22 protein-coding genes and 1 pseudogene are annotated in these 23535 nt (G+C 48.5%); 20 read left to right on the top strand and 3 right to left on the bottom strand.

From position 1 onward, the window contains the following. Nucleotides 1-3 precede the first annotated feature (3 nt). From argR to FYJ45_RS16745, 8 genes and pseudogenes are all read left to right on the top strand, one after another. Nucleotides 4-456, top strand: a complete 453-nt coding sequence (argR, locus tag FYJ45_RS16780; RefSeq protein WP_021635774.1) for an arginine repressor — start codon at nucleotides 4-6, stop codon at nucleotides 454-456. Nucleotides 457-534: 78 nt separating this feature from the next. Continuing rightward, complete coding sequence (recN, locus tag FYJ45_RS16775) at nucleotides 535-2220, top strand: DNA repair protein RecN (RefSeq protein ID WP_154465945.1); 1686 nt, start codon at nucleotides 535-537, stop codon at nucleotides 2218-2220. A gap of 235 nt (nucleotides 2221-2455) precedes the next feature. Beyond that, nucleotides 2456-3760, top strand: a complete 1305-nt coding sequence (gene spoIVB / locus FYJ45_RS16770; RefSeq protein WP_235930851.1) for a SpoIVB peptidase — start codon at nucleotides 2456-2458, stop codon at nucleotides 3758-3760. Between the two features lie 581 nt (nucleotides 3761-4341). Beyond that, nucleotides 4342-4704 (top strand): annotated as a pseudogene (gene spo0A, locus FYJ45_RS16765) (sporulation transcription factor Spo0A); the annotation flags it as partial. A gap of 82 nt (nucleotides 4705-4786) precedes the next feature. Beyond that, on the top strand, nucleotides 4787-6232 hold the full coding sequence (gene glgA, locus FYJ45_RS16760; protein ID WP_021636689.1) for a glycogen synthase GlgA: 1446 nt from the start codon (nucleotides 4787-4789) through the stop codon (nucleotides 6230-6232). 141 nt (nucleotides 6233-6373) lie between these two features. Then, a complete protein-coding gene (locus FYJ45_RS16755; protein ID WP_154465941.1) occupies nucleotides 6374-7291 on the top strand; it encodes a DUF3298 and DUF4163 domain-containing protein in 918 nt (305 codons plus the stop codon). 82 nt (nucleotides 7292-7373) lie between these two features. Further along, complete coding sequence (locus FYJ45_RS16750; protein ID WP_025491128.1) at nucleotides 7374-7559, top strand: hypothetical protein; 186 nt, start codon at nucleotides 7374-7376, stop codon at nucleotides 7557-7559. An 18-nt stretch (nucleotides 7560-7577) separates the two neighbouring features. Further along, nucleotides 7578-7832 carry a spore coat protein gene (locus FYJ45_RS16745; RefSeq protein ID WP_025491129.1) on the top strand — a complete coding sequence of 85 codons (255 nt, stop codon included), beginning with the start codon at nucleotides 7578-7580 and terminating at the stop codon, nucleotides 7830-7832. Between the two features lie 151 nt (nucleotides 7833-7983). On the opposite strand, the gene FYJ45_RS16740 is transcribed toward FYJ45_RS16745, so the two are convergent. The 3 genes from FYJ45_RS16740 to FYJ45_RS32750 form a co-directional block, all read right to left on the bottom strand. Further along, entirely contained in the window at nucleotides 7984-8679 is a 696-nt protein-coding gene (locus FYJ45_RS16740) for a GNAT family N-acetyltransferase (RefSeq protein WP_154465939.1), read from the bottom strand. A gap of 19 nt (nucleotides 8680-8698) precedes the next feature. After that, the gene (locus tag FYJ45_RS16735; RefSeq protein WP_154465937.1) at nucleotides 8699-10435 is read right to left on the bottom strand and encodes an Rqc2 family fibronectin-binding protein; all 1737 of its coding nucleotides are present in this window, start codon (nucleotides 10433-10435) and stop codon (nucleotides 8699-8701) included. Nucleotides 10436-10620: 185 nt separating this feature from the next. Then, nucleotides 10621-11262, bottom strand: coding sequence for a TraX family protein (locus FYJ45_RS32750; protein ID WP_235930854.1), 642 nt, complete (start codon nucleotides 11260-11262; stop codon nucleotides 10621-10623). Between the two features lie 688 nt (nucleotides 11263-11950). Between FYJ45_RS32750 and FYJ45_RS16725 the strand changes: the two genes are divergently transcribed. The 12 genes from FYJ45_RS16725 (at nucleotide 11951) to FYJ45_RS16670 (ending at nucleotide 23350) form a co-directional block, all read left to right on the top strand. Further along, nucleotides 11951-12829 carry a YicC/YloC family endoribonuclease gene (locus tag FYJ45_RS16725; RefSeq protein WP_154465933.1) on the top strand — a complete coding sequence of 293 codons (879 nt, stop codon included), beginning with the start codon at nucleotides 11951-11953 and terminating at the stop codon, nucleotides 12827-12829. A gap of 15 nt (nucleotides 12830-12844) precedes the next feature. Continuing rightward, nucleotides 12845-13105: a DUF370 domain-containing protein gene (locus tag FYJ45_RS16720; RefSeq protein WP_154465931.1), complete on the top strand. Its 261-nt coding sequence runs from the start codon at nucleotides 12845-12847 to the stop codon at nucleotides 13103-13105. Then, nucleotides 13095-13727 carry a guanylate kinase gene (gene gmk / locus FYJ45_RS16715; RefSeq protein WP_154465972.1) on the top strand — a complete coding sequence of 211 codons (633 nt, stop codon included), beginning with the start codon at nucleotides 13095-13097 and terminating at the stop codon, nucleotides 13725-13727. Before FYJ45_RS16720 ends, gmk begins: the two co-directional genes overlap by 11 nt. Nucleotides 13728-13729: 2 nt before the next feature. Then, the gene (gene rpoZ, locus FYJ45_RS16710) at nucleotides 13730-13975 is read left to right on the top strand and encodes a DNA-directed RNA polymerase subunit omega (protein ID WP_035322025.1); all 246 of its coding nucleotides are present in this window, start codon (nucleotides 13730-13732) and stop codon (nucleotides 13973-13975) included. 58 nt (nucleotides 13976-14033) lie between these two features. After that, on the top strand, nucleotides 14034-15371 hold the full coding sequence (gene rimO, locus FYJ45_RS16705; protein ID WP_154465929.1) for a 30S ribosomal protein S12 methylthiotransferase RimO: 1338 nt from the start codon (nucleotides 14034-14036) through the stop codon (nucleotides 15369-15371). Continuing rightward, entirely contained in the window at nucleotides 15355-15888 is a 534-nt protein-coding gene (pgsA, locus tag FYJ45_RS16700) for a CDP-diacylglycerol--glycerol-3-phosphate 3-phosphatidyltransferase (protein WP_154465927.1), read from the top strand. Before rimO ends, pgsA begins: the two co-directional genes overlap by 17 nt. Nucleotides 15889-15904: 16 nt before the next feature. Then, nucleotides 15905-17182 carry a competence/damage-inducible protein A gene (locus tag FYJ45_RS16695; RefSeq protein WP_154465925.1) on the top strand — a complete coding sequence of 426 codons (1278 nt, stop codon included), beginning with the start codon at nucleotides 15905-15907 and terminating at the stop codon, nucleotides 17180-17182. Nucleotides 17183-17262: 80 nt separating this feature from the next. Further along, on the top strand, nucleotides 17263-18729 hold the full coding sequence (locus FYJ45_RS16690; RefSeq protein ID WP_154465923.1) for a zinc ribbon domain-containing protein: 1467 nt from the start codon (nucleotides 17263-17265) through the stop codon (nucleotides 18727-18729). A gap of 516 nt (nucleotides 18730-19245) precedes the next feature. After that, complete coding sequence (gene recA, locus FYJ45_RS16685; protein WP_021636669.1) at nucleotides 19246-20379, top strand: recombinase RecA; 1134 nt, start codon at nucleotides 19246-19248, stop codon at nucleotides 20377-20379. Continuing rightward, nucleotides 20376-21014: a regulatory protein RecX gene (locus FYJ45_RS16680; protein WP_021636668.1), complete on the top strand. Its 639-nt coding sequence runs from the start codon at nucleotides 20376-20378 to the stop codon at nucleotides 21012-21014. The genes recA and FYJ45_RS16680 overlap by 4 nt, the downstream gene beginning before the upstream one ends. Nucleotides 21015-21193: 179 nt before the next feature. After that, a complete protein-coding gene (rny, locus tag FYJ45_RS16675; RefSeq protein WP_021636667.1) occupies nucleotides 21194-22741 on the top strand; it encodes a ribonuclease Y in 1548 nt (515 codons plus the stop codon). A 66-nt stretch (nucleotides 22742-22807) separates the two neighbouring features. After that, complete coding sequence (locus FYJ45_RS16670; RefSeq protein ID WP_154465921.1) at nucleotides 22808-23350, top strand: NUDIX domain-containing protein; 543 nt, start codon at nucleotides 22808-22810, stop codon at nucleotides 23348-23350. Nucleotides 23351-23535: the final 185 nt, after the last annotated feature.

Below are 23535 nucleotides of genomic sequence, written 5' to 3'. Positions count from 1 at the left end.
CCGATGAAACAAAGCAGACATGAAAAAATTGTGGAATTAATAGAAAACAGTGAAATAGAGACCCAGGAAGAACTGGCAGACAGACTGCGGGAAGCCGGCTTTACGGTTACCCAGGCCACCGTTTCCAGGGATATCAGGCAGCTGCATTTATCCAAGGTCCCGGCGGGAAACGGCAGGCAGAAATACGTGGTGCTGCGTCAGGACGACAGCCATCTCTGGGATAAATATGTAAGAGTGCTCAGGGACGGCTTCGTTTCTATGGATATGGCTCAGAATATTCTCGTAATTAAGACGGTTTCCGGTATGGCCATGGCGGTGGCTGCGGCTGTGGACGCCATGAAATTCAGGGAAATCGTGGGAAGCATTGCAGGAGACGATACGATCATGATGGCGGTGCGCAGTGTGGAGGACACCAGAATCGTGATGGATAAAATCAGGGAAATCCTGGAAAAGTAAATGCGGCCGCAAGACAATGCCGGCAGGAAGGGGGAACCCGCCGGGAAGCGTTCGGAAGGAGCAATAGGAGAAGTAAAGATGTTAGTAAGCCTACATGTTAAAAATCTGGCATTGATTCAGGAGACTGAGGTGTATTTCGGGCCCCGTCTGAACATCCTGACAGGTGAAACCGGCGCAGGAAAATCCATCATCATAGGTTCTGTAGGGCTCGCGCTGGGAGGCCGGGGCGATCGCGATCTGATCAGGACCGGAGCCGATTATGCCCTGATTGAGCTGGTTTTCCATCTGGAAAAGGAAGGACAGCTGGAACGGGTGAAGAAGCTTGACATCCCGGTGGAAGAGGACGGCCTGGTCATTCTGCAGCGCCGTATCATGCCCCAGCGCAGTATCAGCAAGGTAAACGGCGAAACGGTGAATGCCAAGCTTTTGAAGGAGCTTTCCGGAGTCCTCATCGATATCCACGGACAGCATGATTCCCAGCAGCTGCTGCAGTCAAAAAAACATTTGGAAATTCTGGATGATTTTGCCGGGAAAGAAATTACCGGTATAAAAAAAGAAATAAAAGAGAAATATCATATTTACAGAAAACTTCAGGAACAGCTGAAGGAAACCAATCTGGATGAAAGGGAAAAGGAACGGGAGCTTTCCCTGGCCCTCTTTGAACTGGAAGAAATCGAAAGCGCCTCTTTAAAGGAAGGCGAGGATGAGGAGCTGGAAAACAGCTACCGGAAAATGAGCAACAGCCGCAAAATTGCGGAGGTGCTGAATAACGTACATTCCCTCACCGGCTATGAGTCGGACTGCGGCGCAGGCGGCGCTGCCGGACGCGCCCTTCGGGAACTGAACAGTGTAAGCGCCTTCGATACCTCCCTGGAGGAAATGGCAGGCATGCTGACGGATATCGACGGCCTGCTCAATGATTTTAACAGGACCGTATCCGATTACCTGTCCGATTTGGAGTTTGACCAGAACTTATTTTTACAGATTGAGGAACGGCTGAACATAATCAACCGGCTGAAGGACAAATATGGGTCCACAATAGATGAAATCTTTCAATACCAACAGCAGAAGCAGGAAGAGATGGAACGGCTTCTTGATGCCGATGCTTACCGGGAAAAGCTGGAAAAGGAATTAAAGCTGGCCCGTACCGGCCTGGAAAAGCTGTGCGCAAGGGCCACGAAAATCAGGAAAGACGCGGGTAAGAAACTGTCTGCCCTGCTGATAGACGCCCTTTTGGACCTGAATTTCAACCAGGTGGATTTCAGCGTGGCTCTGGAGAAAAAGGAGGGCATTGGCCCCGACGGCTGGGACGATGCAGCCTTTATGATCTCCACCAATCCCGGCGAACCCCGCAGACCGCTTGCCAGCGTAGCCAGCGGCGGCGAGCTGTCGCGTATTATGCTGGCGTTAAAAACGGTTACGGCAGGCCAGGAAGATAAGGACACCTTTATTTTCGATGAAATAGACACCGGAATCAGCGGCAAAACCGCATGGAAGGTATCACAGAAGCTGGCGCTTCTTGGCAAAACCCGCCAGGTTATCTGCATTACCCACCTTCCACAGATTGCCGCCATGGCCGACAACCATTTTGTAATTGAAAAAAAATCCATGGAAGAAAGTACCGTTACCGCCATTGCCGAAATCCGCGGGGACGCTATTTTAGACGAGCTTGCCCGCATGCTTGGCTCAGATACCATTACGGAAAGCTCGCTCGCCAATGCCAGGGAATTGAAAGAAATGGCAGCAAATACAAAACAATACTAAATTATCTTGAACCATTTGTCACATACTAGAAAGGACGTACATGTAACGTGTATGTCCTTTTCTTTGTTTTACAGATGAAAAAAACTGTGACGCAAAGACACTGTACCTGCTTTAAGCGAAGTCAGATACCTGGCGGCAGGCTGCCTGGTATCTGCACCGGCCCTTCTGATGATGAAAAGATCCATCAGGCCGGCTGGCTTACTGCGGGAATATACGGCAGGAAGGATGTGGAAAATTGGAAAGAAGAGAAAAATACCGACTATTTTTATATGTGCTGCTGATCGGCTCAATCACAGCTTTATTTATATGCTGGATGATTCTCATATGGGAAAAAATACCCGGCGCTATTCATATCCGGGCGGGTATCCGGCAGGATCTTGACCTTAACGTTCCGGTATCCGGAAAACTTTACAAAGCTCCGGCTGAAACAGAGGATGGAGCCATCCCCGTTACAGGCATGAATGCTGCGGTCGATGCCAGGGAGGCGAAAACCCTCTCCGTGGATCTGGCGGAGCCTCTAACCCTCTATGCGGAGGATATTGAGACCTATACCATGGATCTGAAGCTGTTCGGCCTCATTCCCTTTAAAACGGTAAACGTTCAGGTAATCAACGACAAGACTCTGATACCTGCGGGAATCCCCATCGGAATTTATGTAAAAACCGAAGGAATCCTGGTGATTGCCACAGGGGATTTTACCGGAGACGACGGACAGTCGAAAGAACCTGTGGGACACCTTTTAAAGGAAGGAGACTATATCCTCAAGGTAAACGGACGGGAGGTAGAAGGGAAAGCCGCCTTTATGCGGCAGATAGAAGAAAGCAATGGAGAGGAGCTGGTATTAACCATCCTCAGGGAAGACCAGGAATTTGACTTAAAGGTCAGGCCCGAACGCAACCAGGACGGAGAGTACAAGCTGGGCATATGGATACGGGACAACGCCCAGGGCGTGGGGACGCTCACCTACCTGGATGAAAACAACTCTTTTGGGGCGCTGGGCCATGGAATCAACGATATGGACACAGCCACGCTTATGAATTTGAAAAACGGAAGCCTGTACACCACCGAGATTGTATCCATAACTAAAGGAGAGAACGGCACCCCGGGAGAGCTTACCGGAGTCATAGACTACAAGGAAAGCAACAAAATGGGAACAATCGAGGCCAACACCGTGGAAGGCATATTCGGGGAACTAAACGAATCCGCCGCCTCCCACATCACCTCACAGGCCATGCCCATCGGCCTGAAACAGGAAGTAGACCTGGGCCCCGCCCAGATCCTCTGCAGCGTAGGAGGCGCCCCCCAGCTCTACGACGTAAAAATTACATCAGTCCACCTGGACCATGATAATATAAACAGAGGAATCGAACTGCAAATCACCGACAAAACCCTCCTGGAAACCACCGGAGGAATCGTCCAGGGGATGAGCGGAAGCCCAATCATACAAGACGGAAAACTAATAGGCGCCGTAACCCACGTCCTCGTCCAGGACCCCACAAGAGGATTTGGGATATTTATTGAAAACATGCTCCTCCAATGAGCCGTGCAAAATACAAGGGGATAGGCCCGTTTGAGCTAGCTCAAAAAGGAACTCTCCCCTTGTATTTTATGGGGCGAAGCCCCACAGCCTTGGAATTGCCCGCAATTCCAAGGCTGCCACGGCGGCCCCCCGCTTATTATCCCTTCTCCCTCCCTCCCCCCACTATCTATCCCCTTAATTATCCCCTAAATTTTAACATTACCCCCATTTTCTCCCATCTCCCCCATCCATCCATCGCCCATTTTCCCCCATTTTCGCCTTCTTTCGCCCTCTCTCCGCGCGATTTATCCCGAATCCCCACGAAACCCCGCCTTTTCTGCGATGAAAGAAGGTTGCCATAAATTGTCATTCTTATATAATAAATGCAGGAAGAGACAGAAAGAAAAAGATTTCTGTTGGAATGGAGGACATATATGGAACAGTTACGCATGAATACAGGGAAAGACAACGAAAGAGTGGTACAGATTCTCACGGATCTTATGAAAACCAATAAAGAATTCCAGATTATGATAACCGTACCGGCATCCGGCGCTTCATCAGCATCCGACTTTATGCCCAGGGAAGAAGAGACGGCAGACCAACCGGCCGTAACCCATAACCTGGAAAAAGACGTAACGGACATGATACATGAAATCGGCGTACCTGCCCATATCAAAGGCTATCAATACCTGCGGGAAGCCATAATGATGTCGGTGGAGGACATCGAAATGCTCAATTCCATTACCAAAATCCTCTACCCTACAATTGCCAAGAAATACCAGACAACACCCAGCCGCGTGGAACGCGCCATCAGACATGCCATTGAGGTTGCATGGAGCAGAGGAAAAATGGAAACTCTGGACTCTTTGTTCGGTTACACAATCAACACAGGTAAGGGAAAACCCACCAATTCCGAGTTTATTGCCCTCATTGCAGACAAAATAAGGCTTCAATATAAAAATTAATCTTTTATTAAATGCCGTAATGATGTATAATATTTGTAAACCTATCTAGGGAAGGTATTAAGAAATTACGGGAGGATTCGGAATGAAGAAAATTTTATTTGTGGCTTCGGAAGGCGTACCGTTCATTAAGACGGGCGGCCTGGCAGACGTAGTAGGTTCCCTGCCCAAATGTATCGATAAAGAGTATTATGACGTACGCGTGATCTTGCCCAAATATGTATGCATGTCCCAGGAAATGAAGGACAGACTGAATTACAGAACGCATTTCTATATGGATTTCCACTGGCAGAATCAGTATGTGGGCATTCTGGAAGCGGAAATGGACGGCGTGAAATATTACTTTATAGATAATGAATATTATTTTAACGGCTTTAAGCCCTACGGTGACAACGCCCTGTTTGAAATCGAGAAATTTGCATTCTTTTCCAAGGCTGCGCTTTCCATACTGCCTGTCATCGACTTCCGCCCGGATTTAATCCACTGCCACGACTGGCAGACCGGACTGATTCCCGTATATCTGCATGAACGCTTCCAGGGAAGCGATTTCTACCGTGGAATCAAGACGGCCATGACCATCCATAACCTGAAATTCCAGGGAAAATGGAGCATTAAGGAGGTGCAGGACATAACTGGCTTACCCATGTCCTTCTTCACTCCTGATAAGCTGGAGGCCTACAAGGATGCCAACCTTCTCAAAGGCGGCCTTGTCTATGCGGACGCGATAACCACCGTAAGCGATACCTATGCGGAAGAAATCAAGACCCCCTTCTACGGAGAAGGGCTGGATGGCCTAATGCGTGCACGCAGCGGCGATCTCAGAGGTATTGTCAACGGCATTGACTACGACGAATACAATCCGGAAACAGATAAATTCATCACCCATCACTTTAATGCGGTGAATTTCAGAAAAGAAAAAATCAAAAATAAACGGGCGCTTCAGGCAGACTTCGGACTGGATCAGGATGACAAGGCCATGCTGATCGGCGTAGTATCCAGACTGACCGACCAGAAGGGCTTTGACCTGGTAGCCTATGTCATGGATGAGCTGTGCCAGGATAACGTTCAGCTTATGGTGCTTGGTACCGGGGAAGAACAGTATGAGAACATGTTCCGCCACTTTGCATGGAAATACCCGGGCAAAGTATCCGCCCAGATCTACTATTCGGAAGCTGTATCCCACAGAGTTTACGCTTCCTGCGATGCCTTCCTTATGCCTTCCCTGTTTGAGCCCTGCGGACTCAGCCAGCTGATTGCCCTGCGCTACGGCACCGTGCCCATTGTCAGGGAAACCGGCGGCCTGAAGGATACTGTACAGGCATATAACGAATTTGAAAGCACAGGAACCGGCTTCAGTTTCATGAACTACAATGCCCATGAAATGCTGGGGACCGTCCGGTATGCGGAACGCATTTATTATGACAAAAAGAGAGAATGGAATAAGATCATTGACCGCGGAATGGCAATCGATTATTCCTGGCAGGTATCCGCCAAGAAATACCAGGAGATGTATGACTGGCTCATCGGCTGATAAAAGCTGCATAGATAAGAACACAAGGGGGGAACCATCTGACACAGGAGTAAAAATCCTGTGCCGGATGGTTTTTGTACGTTTAAAATTCCCCTCACAGGGAAGGCTAAAGATAAAATAATTCAAAGAGAGGAAGAAATTATGAAAAAATTTGCATGTTTTGCTTTGACTGCGGCGCTGCTCCTTGCAGGCTGCGGCGGCACAGACGGGGATAATGCAGCACAGAGCCAGACCGAGACCCAGACCGGAAGCGCCGCTCAGGAAAGCACAGCCCAGGAGGGCACTGGCCAGACAGAGCAGGAGGGCACACAGACGGAAGGTACACAGACAGAAAGCACAGAAGCAGCTTCCGTAAATGGAGCCAGCATTAAGGCCGGAGATTACTCTTATCATGTGGAATCCCTGGAAAAAGAATGGACGACGGACAATGGAACGCTTGCGTGCACAGTTAGGCTGGCCTACCCTGTGTTTGAAGGCGATACCGAAGGAGAAAAGAATATCAACGCATTTTTCAAAGAATGGGCTGATGATAAACTGGACTATTATGAAAACGATAAGGATTCCATCGTAAATATTGCCCTCCAGTACCAGACAGAGATGGAAACCGAACAGAATTCAACGCAGGAAGACTCCACGCTTCCGCCTGTCCCGCCCAGTGAAGAAGATTTTTCAGTGGGAGGCGTAACGGTCCGCGGCAGTGTGATTTCTGTTTTCATGGAATCCTACAGCTATGAAGGCGGCGCACATGGTATGCCTGGCCGGGCTAATTACCTCTTTGACAAGACAACGGGTAAGGAAACCACGCTGGCTTCCCTCATCAGCATTTCCGAAGAGGAACTGAACCAAAAGGTACGCGGCCTGTTCCAGGAGCAGGTAAAGGGCAATACGGAAGGCTTCTTTGAGGATGCGGAAGAAACACTGAATAACAAAACGGATTTTATTGACAACTATTATTTCAGTGAAGACGGCGTTGTTTTTTATGCCACACCCTATGAAATCGCCCCCTATGCGGCCGGTTATACTGAGATCACGGTTCCTTTTGAAGAGCTGGGATTGTAAAAAAAGAAAAAGTTCCCTGCATATTCAACCTCTGTTCGGCGCACAATAAAAAGGCAGAAGCAAATTGAATGGAGGTATGGATATGGCAAATTTATCAGAACTCGATCTTCAGAACCTGCGCCATCTGATTGGCGGTTATGACACTACTCACTGCAAGATGAAGGAATACGCATCCTGTGCGGAGGATCCAAAAGTAAAACAGTTCTTTGAACAGGGCGCAAAGTCCGCTATGGAAAACAAACAGCAGTTGATGAAATTTTTGCAGTAAGGAGGAAAACTGACCATGATGCAGGAAAAAATAATGGTATCTGATACACTGGCAAGCATTAACGGCGAACTGGTAAGATTCGGGGAGATGATTCCCCAGACAGAAAACAAAGAACTGAAAAGCGCACTGAAGCAGATGCGCACAACCTGTGAGCAGTCACAGGAACAGCTCTATGAAATTGCACGCGAGAAATCCTATTATGTGCCTGCCCAAAAGGCATCCCAGGAAGAGGTTGATCACGTTAAAGGCCTGTTTACTTCAGGAACCCTGTAAAATACTTTAGATGTTAACAGCGGCTGATTGATATCCGAAGCCGCCCCGGAAACCTGGCTGCCTTTCCAAAACGGCAGCAGGTTCAGCCAAAAAGCCACCCTGCAGCGGCAGATGCCTGTGCAGGATGGCTTTTTTACCGTTGGTTGCATTATCAGTTTTCCGGAATCCACAGCCTGAAATTTTTTTCAAATACGGAGATCGGATAAATAGAAAGATAGAAATCCCGAAGCGCTTCAAGAAAGGCCTCCTGATTAAACTGTCCATCACAGAAGGCCTCCTTCTGCAACGTTTCCCGGAGTCCTGTTTCCCCGCCGTTTTTACATGCTGTTTCCTCACAATTTTCTCCGGGCAGCTCTTCCTTCAGGGGAGATAACACGAGCATCCGGTAAGTAACACCGAACAGCTGCGCTCTGACCTGCGTCAAAACTGCCCCGTTTCTCTCATAAAAACGAATCCGCCTTTCCCGAAGCTCCCTCTGCTCAGCGCAGTCTGCAGTTTCAGGCGCTTCACACTCAATAAAGCATCCCGGGAAATCTTTCTGCTTTTGGATTTCGTGAAGAAATACACTGCCAAGCCCCCGGCAGCGATACTCTTCCATAAAAGCATAATAATCCAGCAGCATTTTTTCCCTGTCCTTATCATGCATCAGCAGGGCATAACCGAGCAGGCCGCCCTCCGCTGCGGCGGATCCGTCATAAAGGCCGTAGCCGGAGTATTGCCCACGCTCCAGCAGCATTTTCACCGAAGAAAGAGGCTTTAATTCTGAATCCGGAAAATGCTCCGGCCCCCAGGCATCATAAACTGCCATAATTTCCTTCGGTGTCAAAGCCTTACATAATTCCTTCATAAATATCCTGACCTGCCTTTTACTCAATTTGTTTTAACGCGCTGATATCCGAATCGATCATCATCGAATAATTGGTATAGTACACAACGAAGCCGGGTTTACCGCCGCCTGGCTTTTTCACGTTCTTTTTTTCCGTATAATCGATTTCCACCTTCTCCTGCCCGCGCCCCCTGGAATAATGGGCGGCCAGCCTGGCCGCATCTTCAAAGGTGCTGTCAGGAAGCTCGTCGCCCCGGGATTTCACCACGACATGGGAACCGGGCATCCCCTTGGCGTGGAACCACCAGTCATTTCCGGAAGCGAACCTGAAGGTCAGCTCATCATTCTGATAATTGTTCTTCCCAACATAAATGTCATAACCATCGCTGCTTACATAATGAAAGGGACGGCTGGTAACTTTTACTTTTTTTGAACCGCCTTTTCTTCGGATATACCCGCTCTCGATCAGTTCCTCCTTGATCTGCACCAAATCCTCTTCCTTCTGGGCAATATCAAGCGCATTGCTCACCGATTCCAGATGGTCGATTTCCGATTTTGTCTCCAGCGTCAGCTGTGAGAGCGCCTCAAAGGTTCTTTTCAGCTTGTTGTACTTATCAAAATACTTCTTCGCGTTTTCCCCTGCTGTCAGCATGGGATCCAGCGGTATGGCAATATCCTCATTGGTATAATAATTCAGGGCGGTCATGGACTTCGCCCCTGGCTCCACCCCATAACCATAGGTATTCAGAAGCTCTCCATAAATGCGGTATTTATCCTTCTTTTCCGTATCCCTCATCTGCTTCAGCTGCAGATCATATTTTTTAATATTCCTTTCAAGCGCTGTGGAAACGATCCGGCGCAGGTCGGAGGAACGCTGACGAATCCGCGTAATCGTATTCTTTTCCGCATAATAATCCTCCAGAAGAGCACTGATGGAAGCATAATCCTTTCTCTGCGCCTCAGGATAAGAGGTCAGCCGCAGCGCCGCATACTCAGCAGGAACCCCGTTTTCATACACGATGCAGGGAGAAAAGTCCCCGCTGCGAACATCCCTCATCATCTCAGAAAAAGCGCGGTAAAGCGTCTTGCGTCCCGCCTCATCCAGCGCGGCGGTGGAAAGATCCGCATCCCCTCCCGCCCGGCAGCAAATCTCATGGGCGATGGCCGGAGACAGGCCCGTAAAACCGGAATACAGCGCCTTAAAACACGGCATGCTGCCCGCAAATACCCTGTCCATAAAATCCGCCTCCGAAGCCGTGAGCGGATTCAGTTTATCCTGCGTATGCGGAATAAAATATTCCTTCCCGGGAAGCACCTCCCGCACAGAGCTGACAAGTCCCGAAATATGCTTGATGCTGTCAATGATAACCCCGGAATCATTACAGAAAATAATATTGCTGTGCTTTCCCATAAGCTCCACAATCAGTAGCTTCCTGCACACATCCCCCATTTCATCCAGATGCTCAATTTCAAAATTAATAATACGCTCCATACCCGGCTGGCTGATACTGATGATTTTCCCGTTCTGAATATGCTTACGCAGCAGCATACAGAAATTCGGAGCCGTCATGGGGCTGGTTTTATTCTTATCCGTCAGATAAATTAAAGGAAGGGAAGCGGAAGCGGAAAGCGTGACCCTCTGCTGCGTTCCATTATTCTTAATCGTAAGAAGAAGCTCATCAGGCTCAGGCTGCGCGATTTTATAAACCCGTCCCCCGGTGAGCGCCTCGTCAAGTTCTTTCCTTATATTTGCAATCGTAATACCGTCAAATGCCATGACCTTACCCTCTCTGTTTCCATAATAAAGATACAACCCCCAGTATATCAGAAAATCCCTCCTCGCGCAATTGCATGAAAATCCGCCCCTGATCATAAAATCCCCTGCCGGCAGCCTTATCAGAACAACTCCGATAATACCGCCGTCAGGGGGACAGAACCATAAAACTATGAAAACCACCAAATCTAAAAGCCCATAAAGTACCGCACCAATGCAATGAGAGCCAGGTGAGCCGGATAAAACACATAGAAAAACCACTTAGGAAGCTTAATGGAAGTATTCGTATGGAAATAAATGAAAGGCAGCGCAAGCAGCGAGAAAATTTCAAAACCAACAGGATGCCCGCCAATCACCCAACACAAAGGATCCTCAAGACTGCCTCCAAACAGAGCCGGAAGGTAACTCAACGTATACAAAACAGCCCCCAATACCGGTTTTTTCCGGCAAAGATAAAAAATAAGCATAAGGAGAATTCCGGTAAAAGAATAATCAAAATTCCAAAAACAGATAACAAAGGTAGAAACTGCAAAAAGCCACCATTTTTTCTCCTTAAAACCCCACACAGCCAAAAGACTGATAAACAAAGTAAAAAATATATTCCAGTTCGTCAGATTCCCCCAAAAATCATGCGGATTAAAAGCAAGAATCCAGAACGGCTGGGAAATAACCGCAAACACCGCAATCCGCCCCAAATACCTCTTAATATCTCTCGTATAAAGCATCCCCACAGTCATACAGTAACAAAATATAGGAAACGCCAGCCTCCCGATCCACCGGAACACAGGATATTCAGGAAAAAAAGTCCCCCCCACATGATCCAAAAGCATACTAATAACAGCGACCACCTTTAAAAAAGTAGTATCCAAATTCGTATCCAGCAAAGCTCCACTCTCCAATGTACCATTCCTCATATTCATATTTATCATTTCCTTTCTTCTGTTCTTTTGATACCCCAATTCTACCTCACCCTGCCATCCCCAACCACCCCTCCAAATGTCAAGAACAACCATCTTAATGTAAAGTTTGGACATATAAAGTTTTATATAATGTAAATATAAAAAGACCTCCCTGCACTACCAGGAAAAAGGTATCGGGGGCGTGCTTTGCTCCGGTGGCGGCCGGCGGCTGGTTTCCCCTGGGCGGGGCGGCTGTGATGTTTTTTCAGATCCATTGGAAAAAAAGGTGTTGTTTCTTACTGCTCCTGCCTGCCGGAATTCTGCCGCCCTTAGCAGCCTGTCTGACGAACACAGCAGGCCAACGGCCGCTGTGAGAGGAGTTTTGGCTGCGCTGGCAGAATTCCGACAGACAGGAACAGTTAGAAACACCCCTTTTTTGAGACCGGATCCGAAAAAACATCACAGCCGCCCCGCCCAGGGGAAACCAGCCGCCGGCCGCCACCAAAGCGAAGCACGCCCCCGATACCTTTTTCCGACCTCCCTCAAAATCCTTGACTACTCACATGCATTGCTTTATAATAAAATGAATTATGGGAATGTATTTTCTGGAGGAATACTGATGATAAAAAGTATGACAGGCTTCGGCAGATGCGAAATCAGCGAGGCCGAACGTAAAATTACCGTAGAAATGAAGTCCGTAAACCACAGGTATCTGGATGTAAGCATAAAGATGCCAAAGAAGCTGAATTTTTTTGAAGCTTCCATAAGAAGCGTGCTGAAAGAATATATCCAGCGCGGCAAAGTGGATTTGTTCATTACCTACGAAGATTTTACAGAGAACAATGTGACGATCAAGTACAACAGGGATATTGCCGGGGAATACATGCAGTATCTGAAGCAGATGGCAGAGGATTTTTCACTGGACAACGATATCCGTGTTTCCTCCCTTTCCAGATTCCCGGAGGTTTTCTCCATGGAGGAACAGGCCATTGATGAGGAAGGCATCTGGAAGACGCTGGAAAAGGCGCTGAGGGGAGCGGCAGAAGGACTGTCACAGACCAGGATTACCGAAGGGGAGAACCTGAAGGAGGATTTGATTTCCAAGCTGGACGGCATGCTGGAAAACGTGGCTTTTATTGAGGAAAGGTCGCCGCAGATAATAGCGGAATACAGACAGACGCTTAAGGATAAGGTAAAAGAGCTTCTTGAGGATGCCCAGGTGGATGAGAACCGTCTTCTTATGGAGGTTACTATTTTTGCCGATAAAGTGTGTGTGGATGAAGAACTGGTGCGCTTAAGAAGCCATATTGAGACTACGAAAAAAACTCTTGGTGAAGGCGGAAGCATCGGAAGGAAGCTTGATTTCATTGCCCAGGAAATGAACCGGGAAGCCAATACCATTCTTTCCAAGGCCAATGATCTGGAGACCTCCGACCGGGCGATTGAGCTGAAGACGGAAATTGAGAAGGTCAGAGAGCAGATTCAGAATATTGAATAATGGCGGAGGCGGTCAATGAGTCAGTTTATCCATGTCGGTTTTGGCAATATTGTAAATACGGAAAAGATTATCGCGGTGGTCAGCCCTGATTCTGCACCCATCAAGCGTATGGTGCAGACAGCCAGAGAGACGGGGACGGCCGTGGACGCGACGCAGGGACGTAAGACAAAGGCGGTGCTGGTGATGGAGAACGGTCAGCTTGTGCTGTCGGCGCTTCTGCCGGAAACCATTGCAAACAGGGCGCAGGCCGAACGGGAGGATAATGATGAAGCATAGGGGAATTCTGATTGTCGTATCCGGTTTTTCCGGGGCAGGCAAGGGAACATTGATGAAGGAACTGCTCAAAACCTATGATAATTATGCGCTGTCGGTTTCCATGACGACAAGAAAGCCCAGGCCGGGCGAGGAAGAAGGCAAATCCTATTTTTTTGTGGATAAGGATACCTTCGAAGAGGCGATTGCAAAGGACGGGCTGATCGAGTATGCCAGCTACTGCGGCAACTATTACGGAACGCCCAGAGAATATGTGGAGGCCTGTCTGGATAACGGACGGGACGTAATCCTGGAAATTGAAATCCAGGGCGCGCTTAAGGTGAAAGAAAAATTCCCGGAAGCCCTTCTTTTATTTATCATGCCGCCCAGCGCGGAAGAATTAAAAAGAAGGCTGGAAGGAAGAGGTACCGAAAGCGAGGAGGTCATCTGCCAGCGTATTGCGCGCGCGGCAGAGGAAGCGGAAGACATTGAAAATTATGATTATATCATAATCAATGATAAACTGGACGACTGCGTGAAGGAAATGCATTCCATTATTTCCGCATCTCGCAGAAGTCCGAAAAGAAATAAGGAATTGATAGCTGATATGCGTTCCGAGCTGGACGCGTTAGTGAAAGGAGAATGAAAATGTTACATCCCTCTTATACCGATTTAATGAAAGTCGTGAACAGCGATGTGGAGCCCGGCGAAACCAAGATTGTAAGCAGCCGTTATTCCATCGTTATGGCGACTTCCAAAAGAGCAAGGCAGATCATCGGAGGCGATGAGCCGTTAGTAAATATGAAGACAGGCATGAAGCCTTTATCCGTTGCTGTAGAAGAACTGAATGAAGGCAAAATCAAAATTCTCGGAGATGAAGAAACCGAAGATTAAAATGGGGGAAGGGAGAAGAGAAATTGCCGTGTGCATTTCTCTTTTTTCATAAGAAAGCATGAAAATACTATTTATTTCCCTGGGCTGTGATAAAAATCTTGTGGATACCGAGATGATGCTTGGGATGCTGGCCGAAAAGGGGCATACCTTTACGGATGACGAGGCGGAAGCGGAGGCTGCGGTAATCAACACCTGCTGCTTTATCGGCGATGCCAAGGAAGAAAGCATAAACACCATTCTGGAAATGGCCGAATTAAAAAAGAGCGGACAGCTGAAGGCGCTTATCGTGGCCGGCTGCCTGGCGCAGCGTTATAAGGAAGAAATCCAGACGGAAATCCCGGAGGTGGATGAAATCCTGGGGACCATGGCCATTGATGCGGTGACAGCCGCCATTGATGAGGTTTCGGCAGGAGAGAAGCACAACCATATTACGGACCCGGATGCGGCGCTGGTTTACGGTAAGCACCGCAGCGTCACTACAGGCGGCCATTTTGCCTACCTGAAAATTGCGGAGGGCTGCGACAAACGCTGCACCTACTGCATTATCCCAAAGGTGCGGGGCAATTACCGCAGCGTCCCCATGGAAGTGCTGGAAAAGGAAGCGCGGGAACTGGCTGAGGGCGGCGTTAAGGAACTGATTCTTGTGGCCCAGGAAACCACGGTTTACGGGAAGGACATTTACGGCGAAAAGAAGCTGCCGCAGCTGCTTCACAGGCTCTGCGCCATCCCTGGTATCTACTGGATAAGGATTTTATACTGCTATCCGGAGGAAATTACGGATGAATTAATAGAAACGATAAAAACAGAACCGAAAGTCTGTCATTATCTGGATATGCCAATCCAGCATGCTTCAGACAGGATATTGAAGCAGATGGGCAGGCGGACCGATCAGGCCGAGCTGCGGGAGCGGATCGGCAGGCTGCGGGAGGAAATTCCGGATATCTGTCTGCGTACCACGCTTATCAGCGGATTCCCCGGAGAGACGCAGGAGGATCATATAGAGCTGTATAATTTCGTGGATGAGCTGGAATTTGACCGGCTGGGGGTATTTACCTATTCCCAGGAGGAAGGAACGCCGGCGGCGCGGATGGAGAATCAGGTCCCCCAGGAAGTGAAGGAGGACAGACAGGCCGAGCTGATGGAGCTGCAGCAGGAAATCGCCTTTGAGAAGGCGGAGAACATGAAGGGAAAAACGCTCATTGCCATGATAGAAGGCAGGGTGGACGGGGAGAATGCCTATGTGGCAAGAACCTATAAGGACGCCCCCAATGTGGACGGACTGCTGTTTGTCAATACCTCAAGAGAACTGTTGACGGGTGATTTCGTAAAAGTGCGGATTACCGGATCTTATGAATATGATTTGATAGGAGAGCTGGAAGATGAATTTACCGAATAAGCTTACGATACTGAGAATGCTAATGATCATACCCTTTGTGGTATTCATGCTGGTTCCCATCGGCGGTGCCGGGAAGTGGATTGCGCTGGCCCTGTTTGTCATCGCCAGCCTGACAGACCTGCTGGACGGTAAAATTGCCAGAAAATATAACCTGGTAACCACCTTTGGAAAATTCATGGATCCCCTGGCGGATAAACTTCTTGTATGTTCTGCCTTGATCTGCCTTGTGGAAATGGGAAAAATCCCGTCCTGGATTGTAATTATTATAGTCAGCAGGGAATTTATCATCAGCGGCTTCCGTCAGGTGGCATCCGATAAAGGCGTGGTGATTGCGGCCAGCTACTGGGGAAAATTCAAAACCACCTTCCAGATGGTGATGATTGTGCTCATGATAGCGGATATTCCGGTGCTTTCCCTGGTTACGACGATTGTAATGTGGGCGGCTCTGATTCTTACGGTAGTGTCCCTTGTAGATTATCTTGTGAAAAACAAGGATTGTCTGAAGGACCAGAAATAGAGAAAAGAGGTTCGGTATGGTAGTTGAATTAATTTCGGTAGGAACTGAGCTTCTGCTGGGGAACATAGTCAACACCAACGCAGCATACCTGGCGGAGAAATGTGCGGGGCTGGGATTGTCCTGCTATTATCAGACAGTGGTGGGCGACAATAGCGGAAGGCTTGCGGGGACAATACGGACGGCGCTGGAACGGGCGGATCTTGTGATTATGACGGGAGGCCTTGGGCCGACCCAGGATGATCTGACAAAGGAAACCGCCGCCGGCGTATGGAACAGGCAGCTTGCCATGGACCCTCATTCCCTGGAAAGAATTGAAACTTATTTCCGGGAACGCGGTTTGGAAATGACGGAAAATAACAAGAAGCAGGCGCTTGTTCCCGAAGGAGCCATTGTTGTGGACAATGACAACGGCACTGCTCCGGGTATTATCATGGAAAAGGAAGGAAAACGGATGATTTTGCTTCCCGGTCCTCCCAATGAATTGAAGCCGATGTTTGAAAACAGCATCGCGCCTTTTCTGACGGGCCTGGAGAACCCTGATGCGCCGGGGATTATTTTTTCCAAAACCGTAAAAATATGCGGTATGGGCGAAAGCAAGGTGGAAAGCCAGATTACAGATCTGGAGGCCCTTGCCAATCCCACGGTGGCTCCCTATGCCAAGACCGGAGAGGTGCATCTGCGTGTTACCGCCCGCGCTGAGGATGAAAAGGAAGCGAAGAAGCTGGTAAAGCCGGTGGTGAAGGAACTGAAATCCCGGTTCGGCAGCGCCGTATATACCACGGAAGAGGATGTGACGCTGGAAAAGGCGGTGGTTGACCTGCTTTTGGCCAACGAGCTGACTGTATCAACCATTGAATCCTGCACGGGAGGCATGCTTGCCGCCCGCCTGATTAACATACCTGGGGTTTCCGAGGTCTTCAAGACAGGTTATATTACTTATTCCAATAAGGCAAAAAGAAAAATCGCCGGCGTAAAAAAAGGCACGCTGGATAAATTCGGCGCGGTAAGCCCGCAGACGGCCAAGGAAATGGCGAGAGGAACTGCGCTTCTGACGAAAGCGGACGTTACCTTTTCCATTACGGGAATTGCGGGACCTGACGGCGGCACTGCTGAGAAGCCTGTGGGACTTATTTATATGGGCTGTTATGTGTGCGGCACCACGAATGTAAAGGAATTCCATTTCAGCGGGAACCGGGCAAAGATAAGGGAAACAGCGGTTTCGGCCGCATTAACGATGATGCGTCAGTGTATACTGGAATATTACAGTCAGAAGACTTTCGGGAAAAAAGTATGATTCCGGCTTTGCGGGGAAGAGGGGAAAGAAGGAAAAAGCTTTTGGCAGATAGAACCGGCCTGAGTAATGGAGGATAATGTATGTACGAGGATGAAGAATATGGATTTTGTCCGGAATGCGGGGCGCTGATGAAAAACGGTGTCTGTATAAGCTGCGGATATGACCGGAATAAAAAGGATGCAAAAGCAGAAGGAGCAGCGGAGATGGAAGCTCCTGATGGGAATGCCGTTGAACAGGCTGCGGTCCCTCCCTGTGGGACGGGCGGTGAAGCTTCGGTACCTCCTTATGGATACGCTGCCGGGCAGGCGCCGGTCCCCCCTTATGGAAATGCCGGTTCACAGGCTCCTGTGTCTCCCTGTGGAAATGAAAATATTCCGACCGGCGGCCAGGGAATGCCTCCCTGCGGCGCGCAGAATATTCCGCCCTATGGAAATGTGCCAGGAGGCCAGGCAGGCCCGGGTGCGCCCGGCGCCGCGCAGGGCGGACAGAATAATACCCGGTATGGCTCTTCGCAGCAGTATGGACCGCAGCAGAACGGCTACTATGGACAAATCCCTCCGGGAGGAGTGCCTCCATATGGCCGGCAGCCTTATGGAGCCTACTCCAATATGCCCCCTCAGAAGCGTAACAACAGCAGAACCGTGGCGGCGGTTATTGTAGCGGTAATTGCGGTGCTTCTCTGCATCGTCATGGTTCTTATTTTTATTATTGTCAAGGGTGCGGTCAGGGAAGCCAGCAGCGGTATTTCCAATTCCAAGAATTACGGAGGGGCAGTTCCTGAGGAAACGATACCCTTTGGTTATGACAGCGGCGATGACAGCCAGCTTCCTGATTTCAGCGGCGGTGGAACCTATGAACCGGAAACAGAGGAAGGGGATTATGTTCCCAGCCCGGAGGATGATTACTATGTAACAATTGCCAATTCCATCCGTGACGACCTCAGTTATACGGTGGAATGGGAAGATTACAGCTATGTGGATGACGAGACGGGCGCTACGGCAACCGGAAAATACCCGCAGCTGAAGGGTGGGAATATTCCCCATCTGGACGAGCTGAACCAGGAGATTGAATACGAGGCCACTTATTACAGCAAGCTTTACAACTACTATAAGGATGCCCAGGGTGAAGATGAGCAACTCTCCTACGCAACCTCCAGCATTGGTTATGTAACCTATATGGATGAGGAAAAAATCAGCATTGTCCTTCAGGAAAAATATGCAATGAACCAGGAATCCTACATTTCGCTTTACTGCATTAATATCGATCTGGTAAGCGGCGAACTTTTGGACAACGGTGAAATGATAGAGTATAACGAGCAGCTGGCCAAAGAATTCAGGGATCAGGATGCTTACCAGAACGGAACGGCCGAGGCTGTGGAACGGATGGATGACGAACAGCTTCAGGATTTCCTTTCGGATTCGGATACCAATATTATTTTCTATACCCCTGTAGGCCTGGAAATCGGGTTTAATTATACCACCAGCACGAGCAGCGGCTGGGTTACAGCCACTATTAAAGATTATGGACGTTATATGAAGAAAATATAGGGAGGGCATGGATTGCTGCCCCAACACTACGGCATGTGCGGCAGTTCAGATAAACTGAACTGTTGCGGACATCCGGCCATTTAATTTGCCTCACAACAGGCCGGATGCCTGCTGCCGCTATATATTTGTACAGTATGCGCAGCTAAATTCGCAGACCCGTCTGAACAGTATCCCGGCATGTTCCTTTTTTTATGGAAGCATGCTTTTTTTAGTGGCATTTGGATGAAGTTTATGTTACAATCAAAAAAGCATATCTTTGCTGGAGGCGTTCCAAACCGGTGCACCTTTGTCTGAAGGAATTCAGCCATGTCCATTCCATCTATAGAGCGGACAACTAATCGGGCATTTCGCCAATCGTTTCAATGCAATAAAAAATAAAGGAGGGATACCTGTTGAGGGAGTTTTATCGGACACCTGATATTGTATATTATATTTAAAGTTGGGAATTGACAAATACGAACAGATGTTTTATTATAGAAAAAGAGAACATCCGTTCTGGATAAGAAGGAGAACATAATGGAAAAAGAAGACAAACTCAAAGCGCTTGACGCCGCACTGGCACAGATTGAAAAGCAGTTTGGAAAGGGAGCAGTCATGAAGCTGGGGGATCCGGCTACGCAGATGAATGTGGAGACGATTCCCACAGGCTCATTAAGCCTTGATATTGCACTTGGCCTGGGCGGAATACCCAAGGGAAGAATTGTTGAAATATATGGACCGGAATCCAGTGGTAAGACCACCGTCACCCTGCATATGATCGCTGAGGTTCAGCGCAGGGGCGGCATTGCGGGCTTTATTGATGCTGAGCATGCGCTGGATCCTGCCTATGCGAAGAATATTGGTGTGGATATTGATAACCTGTATATTTCACAGCCTGATAACGGAGAACAGGCTCTGGAGATTACGGAGACCATGGTGCGTTCAGGCGCCATCGATATCGTTGTTGTTGACTCTGTGGCGGCTCTTGTCCCCAAGGCTGAAATAGACGGCGATATGGGTGACAGCCATGTGGGCCTGCAGGCCCGTCTGATGTCCCAGGCGCTGCGTAAGCTTACTGCAGTAATCAGCAAGTCCAACTGTACAGTTATCTTCATCAACCAGCTGCGTGAGAAGGTGGGCGTCATGTTCGGCAATCCGGAGACCACTACCGGCGGCCGTGCCCTGAAGTTCTACTCTACCATCCGTCTGGACGTAAGAAGGATCGAATCCCTGAAGCAGGCAGGGGAGGTGGTAGGAAACCGTACCCGTGTCAAGGTGGTAAAGAATAAAATAGCGCCGCCCTTCAAGGAAGCGGAATTTGACATCATGTTCGGAGAGGGCATTTCCAAAGTCGGGGATATTCTGGATCTGGCAGCGGATATTAATATTGTCAATAAGAGCGGCGCATGGTTTGCCTACGAAGGAAACAAGATCGGACAGGGAAGGGAGAATGCGAAGAACTTCCTGAAAGAAAATACGAAGATCTGCGATGAAATCGAGAAGAAAGTACGCGCATACTATAAGCTGGACGAGAAGAAAGAAGCCGATGCTTCAGACAGGAAGGAAGAACCTGTGAAGGAAGCTGCCGGAGCCAAAGCTGCAAAGGACAGCAGGGAAGTGAAGGCGGCCGCCGGCGCTGCGGTTAAAGCCGTGCAGGCAGAACAGAAATGATTGTTACCAGGACAGAACCAATAAATAAAACGAAATATGCAGTCAGCATCGATGGAGAATTCGCCTTTGTATTATACAAAGGCGAACTTCATAAATACGGTATTGCACAGGATAGAGAACTGCCCCCTCATGTCTATGAGGAGATTATGGAGAACGTACTCCCCAAGCGGGCGAAGCTGCGCTGCATGAACCTGCTGAAGTCCAGGGAATATACAAGACAGCAGATGGAAGAGAAGCTGCGGCAGGGAAAGTATCCTCCTCCGGTCATTGAAGAGGCTATTGCTTATGTGGAATCCTTTGGGTACATAAATGATGAGGCTTATGCAAGAAGATATGTGGAAACCTACATGGAAACGAAAAGCCGCAGGCGGATGGAGGACGATCTGAGACGCAAAGGCGTTGACAGAAGCTGTATTGAGGAGGCGTTTTGCACCGTTCAGGAAGCGGATGGCCTTCAGAATGAGGAAGCTATGATTAAAGAGCTCCTCAGAAAGAAGCATTTTGATGCGAAACAGGCGGATTTAAAAGAAAAAAGACGGATTCAGGCTTTCCTGTACAGAAAGGGTTTCTCGCCGGATAAGATAAGAAAAGCCATGAATTGCGATGATTTGGAAGAAGGGGACTCCTGGGAATAACAGGTTATCTTGTGCAAAAGTTATGAAATTTGGTCAAAATATGCTTTTCTACTTGACATAATACCTGTTATTTATTAAAATTGAAGTGTTGTAAAATCGCTTATAAGAATGTTTGGCGTACATACATTCTATAACAGATATTCGCACAATGAAAATTTAATAAGGAGGTGCTCCTGTCTATGCTTAGTTATGTAATAGCAGTAGCGGTCACTCTGTTGATTTCTATCCCGGTTACATTTGTAGTAACCTCTGCATATAGGAAGAAAGAAACTGAGACCAAAATCGGCAACGCCGAAGACAAGGCAAGAGAAATTATTGATGATGCGGTGAAAGCTGCTGAAACCAAAAAGCGTGAGGGACTGCTGGAAGTGAAGGAGGAATCCATTCGTGCAAAGAACGAATTGGATAAGGAGATCAAGGAACGCAGAGCCGAGGTGCAGCGCTTTGAAAGAAGAGTGCAGCAGAAGGAAGAGAACGTGGACAAGAAGTCGGATGCCATTGAAAAGAAGGAATCCGTACTGGCAGCCAGGGAAGAGGAGTTAGCAAAGCAGAAAGCAGAGATCGCGAAGCTGAACGAGCAGAGAGTACAGGAACTGGAACGAATCTCAGGATTAACCTCCGAACAGGCAAAAGATTACTTATTGAAAATTGTTGAAGATGAAGTAAAACATGAATCGGCCGTGATGATCAAGGATATGGAAAGCAGGGCCAAAGAGGAAGCAGACAAGAAAGCCAGGGAATATGTGGTAACCGCCATTCAGAGATGTGCGGCAGACCATGTGGCTGAAGCTACGATTTCCGTAGTACAGCTTCCGAATGACGAGATGAAGGGGAGAATTATCGGGCGTGAGGGAAGAAATATCAGAACCCTTGAAACGCTGACCGGTGTGGATCTGATTATAGACGATACACCTGAAGCAGTAATTTTATCTTCTTTTGACCCTATCAGAAGGGAAGTAGCGAGAATTGCGCTGGAGAAGCTGATTGTTGACGGACGTATCCATCCGGCAAGAATCGAAGAAATGGTGGAAAAAGCGCAGAAGGAAGTCGAAGTAATGATTAAAGAGGAAGGAGAAGCCGCGGTACTTGAAGTTGGGGTACACGGTGTTCATCCGGAACTCGTAAAGTTACTGGGCAAGTTAAAGTTCAGGACAAGTTATGGACAGAACGCTTTAAAGCATTCAATAGAGGTGGCTCAGCTGTCAGGGCTTCTGGCATCAGAGCTTGGTTTAGATGTGAGAATGGCCAAACGTGCCGGCCTGCTGCATGATATCGGCAAGGCAGTGGATCACGAGATGGAAGGTTCCCATATTCAGCTTGGCGTGGAACTTTGTAAAAAGTATAAGGAATCCGCTACGGTTATCAATGCGGTGGAGTCCCATCATGGTGATGTGGAGCCCACTACGCTGATTGCGTGCATTATTCAGGCTGCAGATACAATTTCCGCAGCAAGGCCGGGCGCGAGAAGAGAGACTCTGGAGACTTATACCAGCAGATTAACACAGTTAGAAGACATTGCAAACAATTTCAAAGGTGTAGACAAATCTTTTGCTATTCAGGCAGGTAGAGAGATTCGGGTAATGGTAGTTCCTGAACAGGTGTCAGATGCGGACATGATTCTGATGGCACGCGATATTTCCAAGGCGATTGAAGCAGAACTGGAATATCCGGGACAGATTAAAGTGAATGTTATCAGGGAGAGCCGTGTTTCTGATTATGCAAAATAGCGATTGCAAAAGCCTTGCAGGGTTTTCCCTGCAGGGCTTTTAAAAGTTTAAGAAGGGAGAAATATTATGGCTGACGAATTCAAACGGTTGGACAGGGAACTGGTTTATAAGGGTTCCATTATTGATTTTTATAAGGATACGGTGCAGGTGCCCAATGGAAATATTGTAAAATGGGATTTTATCAAGCACCAGGGTGCGGCGGCAGTGGTGCCGGTTACCGCGGATGGAAAGCTGCTGATGGTAAGGCAGTACCGGAATGCATTGGACAGGTATACGCTGGAAATCCCGGCCGGAGGTCTGAACGGGCCGGGAGAGCCGACGATGGAGGCCGCTGCCAGGGAATTGGAGGAGGAAACGGGCTGCCATGCCGGAAAAATGGAGTGGCTGATTACCATAAGGACCACCGTGGCTTTCTGCAATGAAAAAATTGACATTTATGTGGCTACGGATTTGACACCGGGAAGCCAGCATCTGGATGAGGATGAATACATTAATGTGGAAGCTTACACAGTTGATGAACTCTGTAAGAAAATCCTGTCAGGGGAAATAGAGGATTCCAAGACGATTTCCTCGATTATGAGCTACAGGGCGAAATATTTATGTAAATAAGAGCGAAAGTATTTTATTCCCGCGAGCAACGAGCCAAGTAGCCATGCTTGCATGGCTATTTGGCGACTGCCGCGAGGGTCAAAGACCCCGCTGCTCTGCAGCGGGGTCTTTGATTTGCGGCCTGGCCGGAGTATGAACCGGCAGGGTTAACCCCTTTGCATGCATGTGTGCGTTGACCGACGCAT

The organism is Eisenbergiella porci, from assembly GCF_009696275.1.
Taxonomy (GTDB): Bacteria; Bacillota; Clostridia; order Lachnospirales; family Lachnospiraceae; genus Eisenbergiella; species Eisenbergiella porci.
The sequence above is the reverse complement of the archived record's forward strand: the minus strand, read 5'-3'. Positions and strand labels throughout refer to the sequence as shown.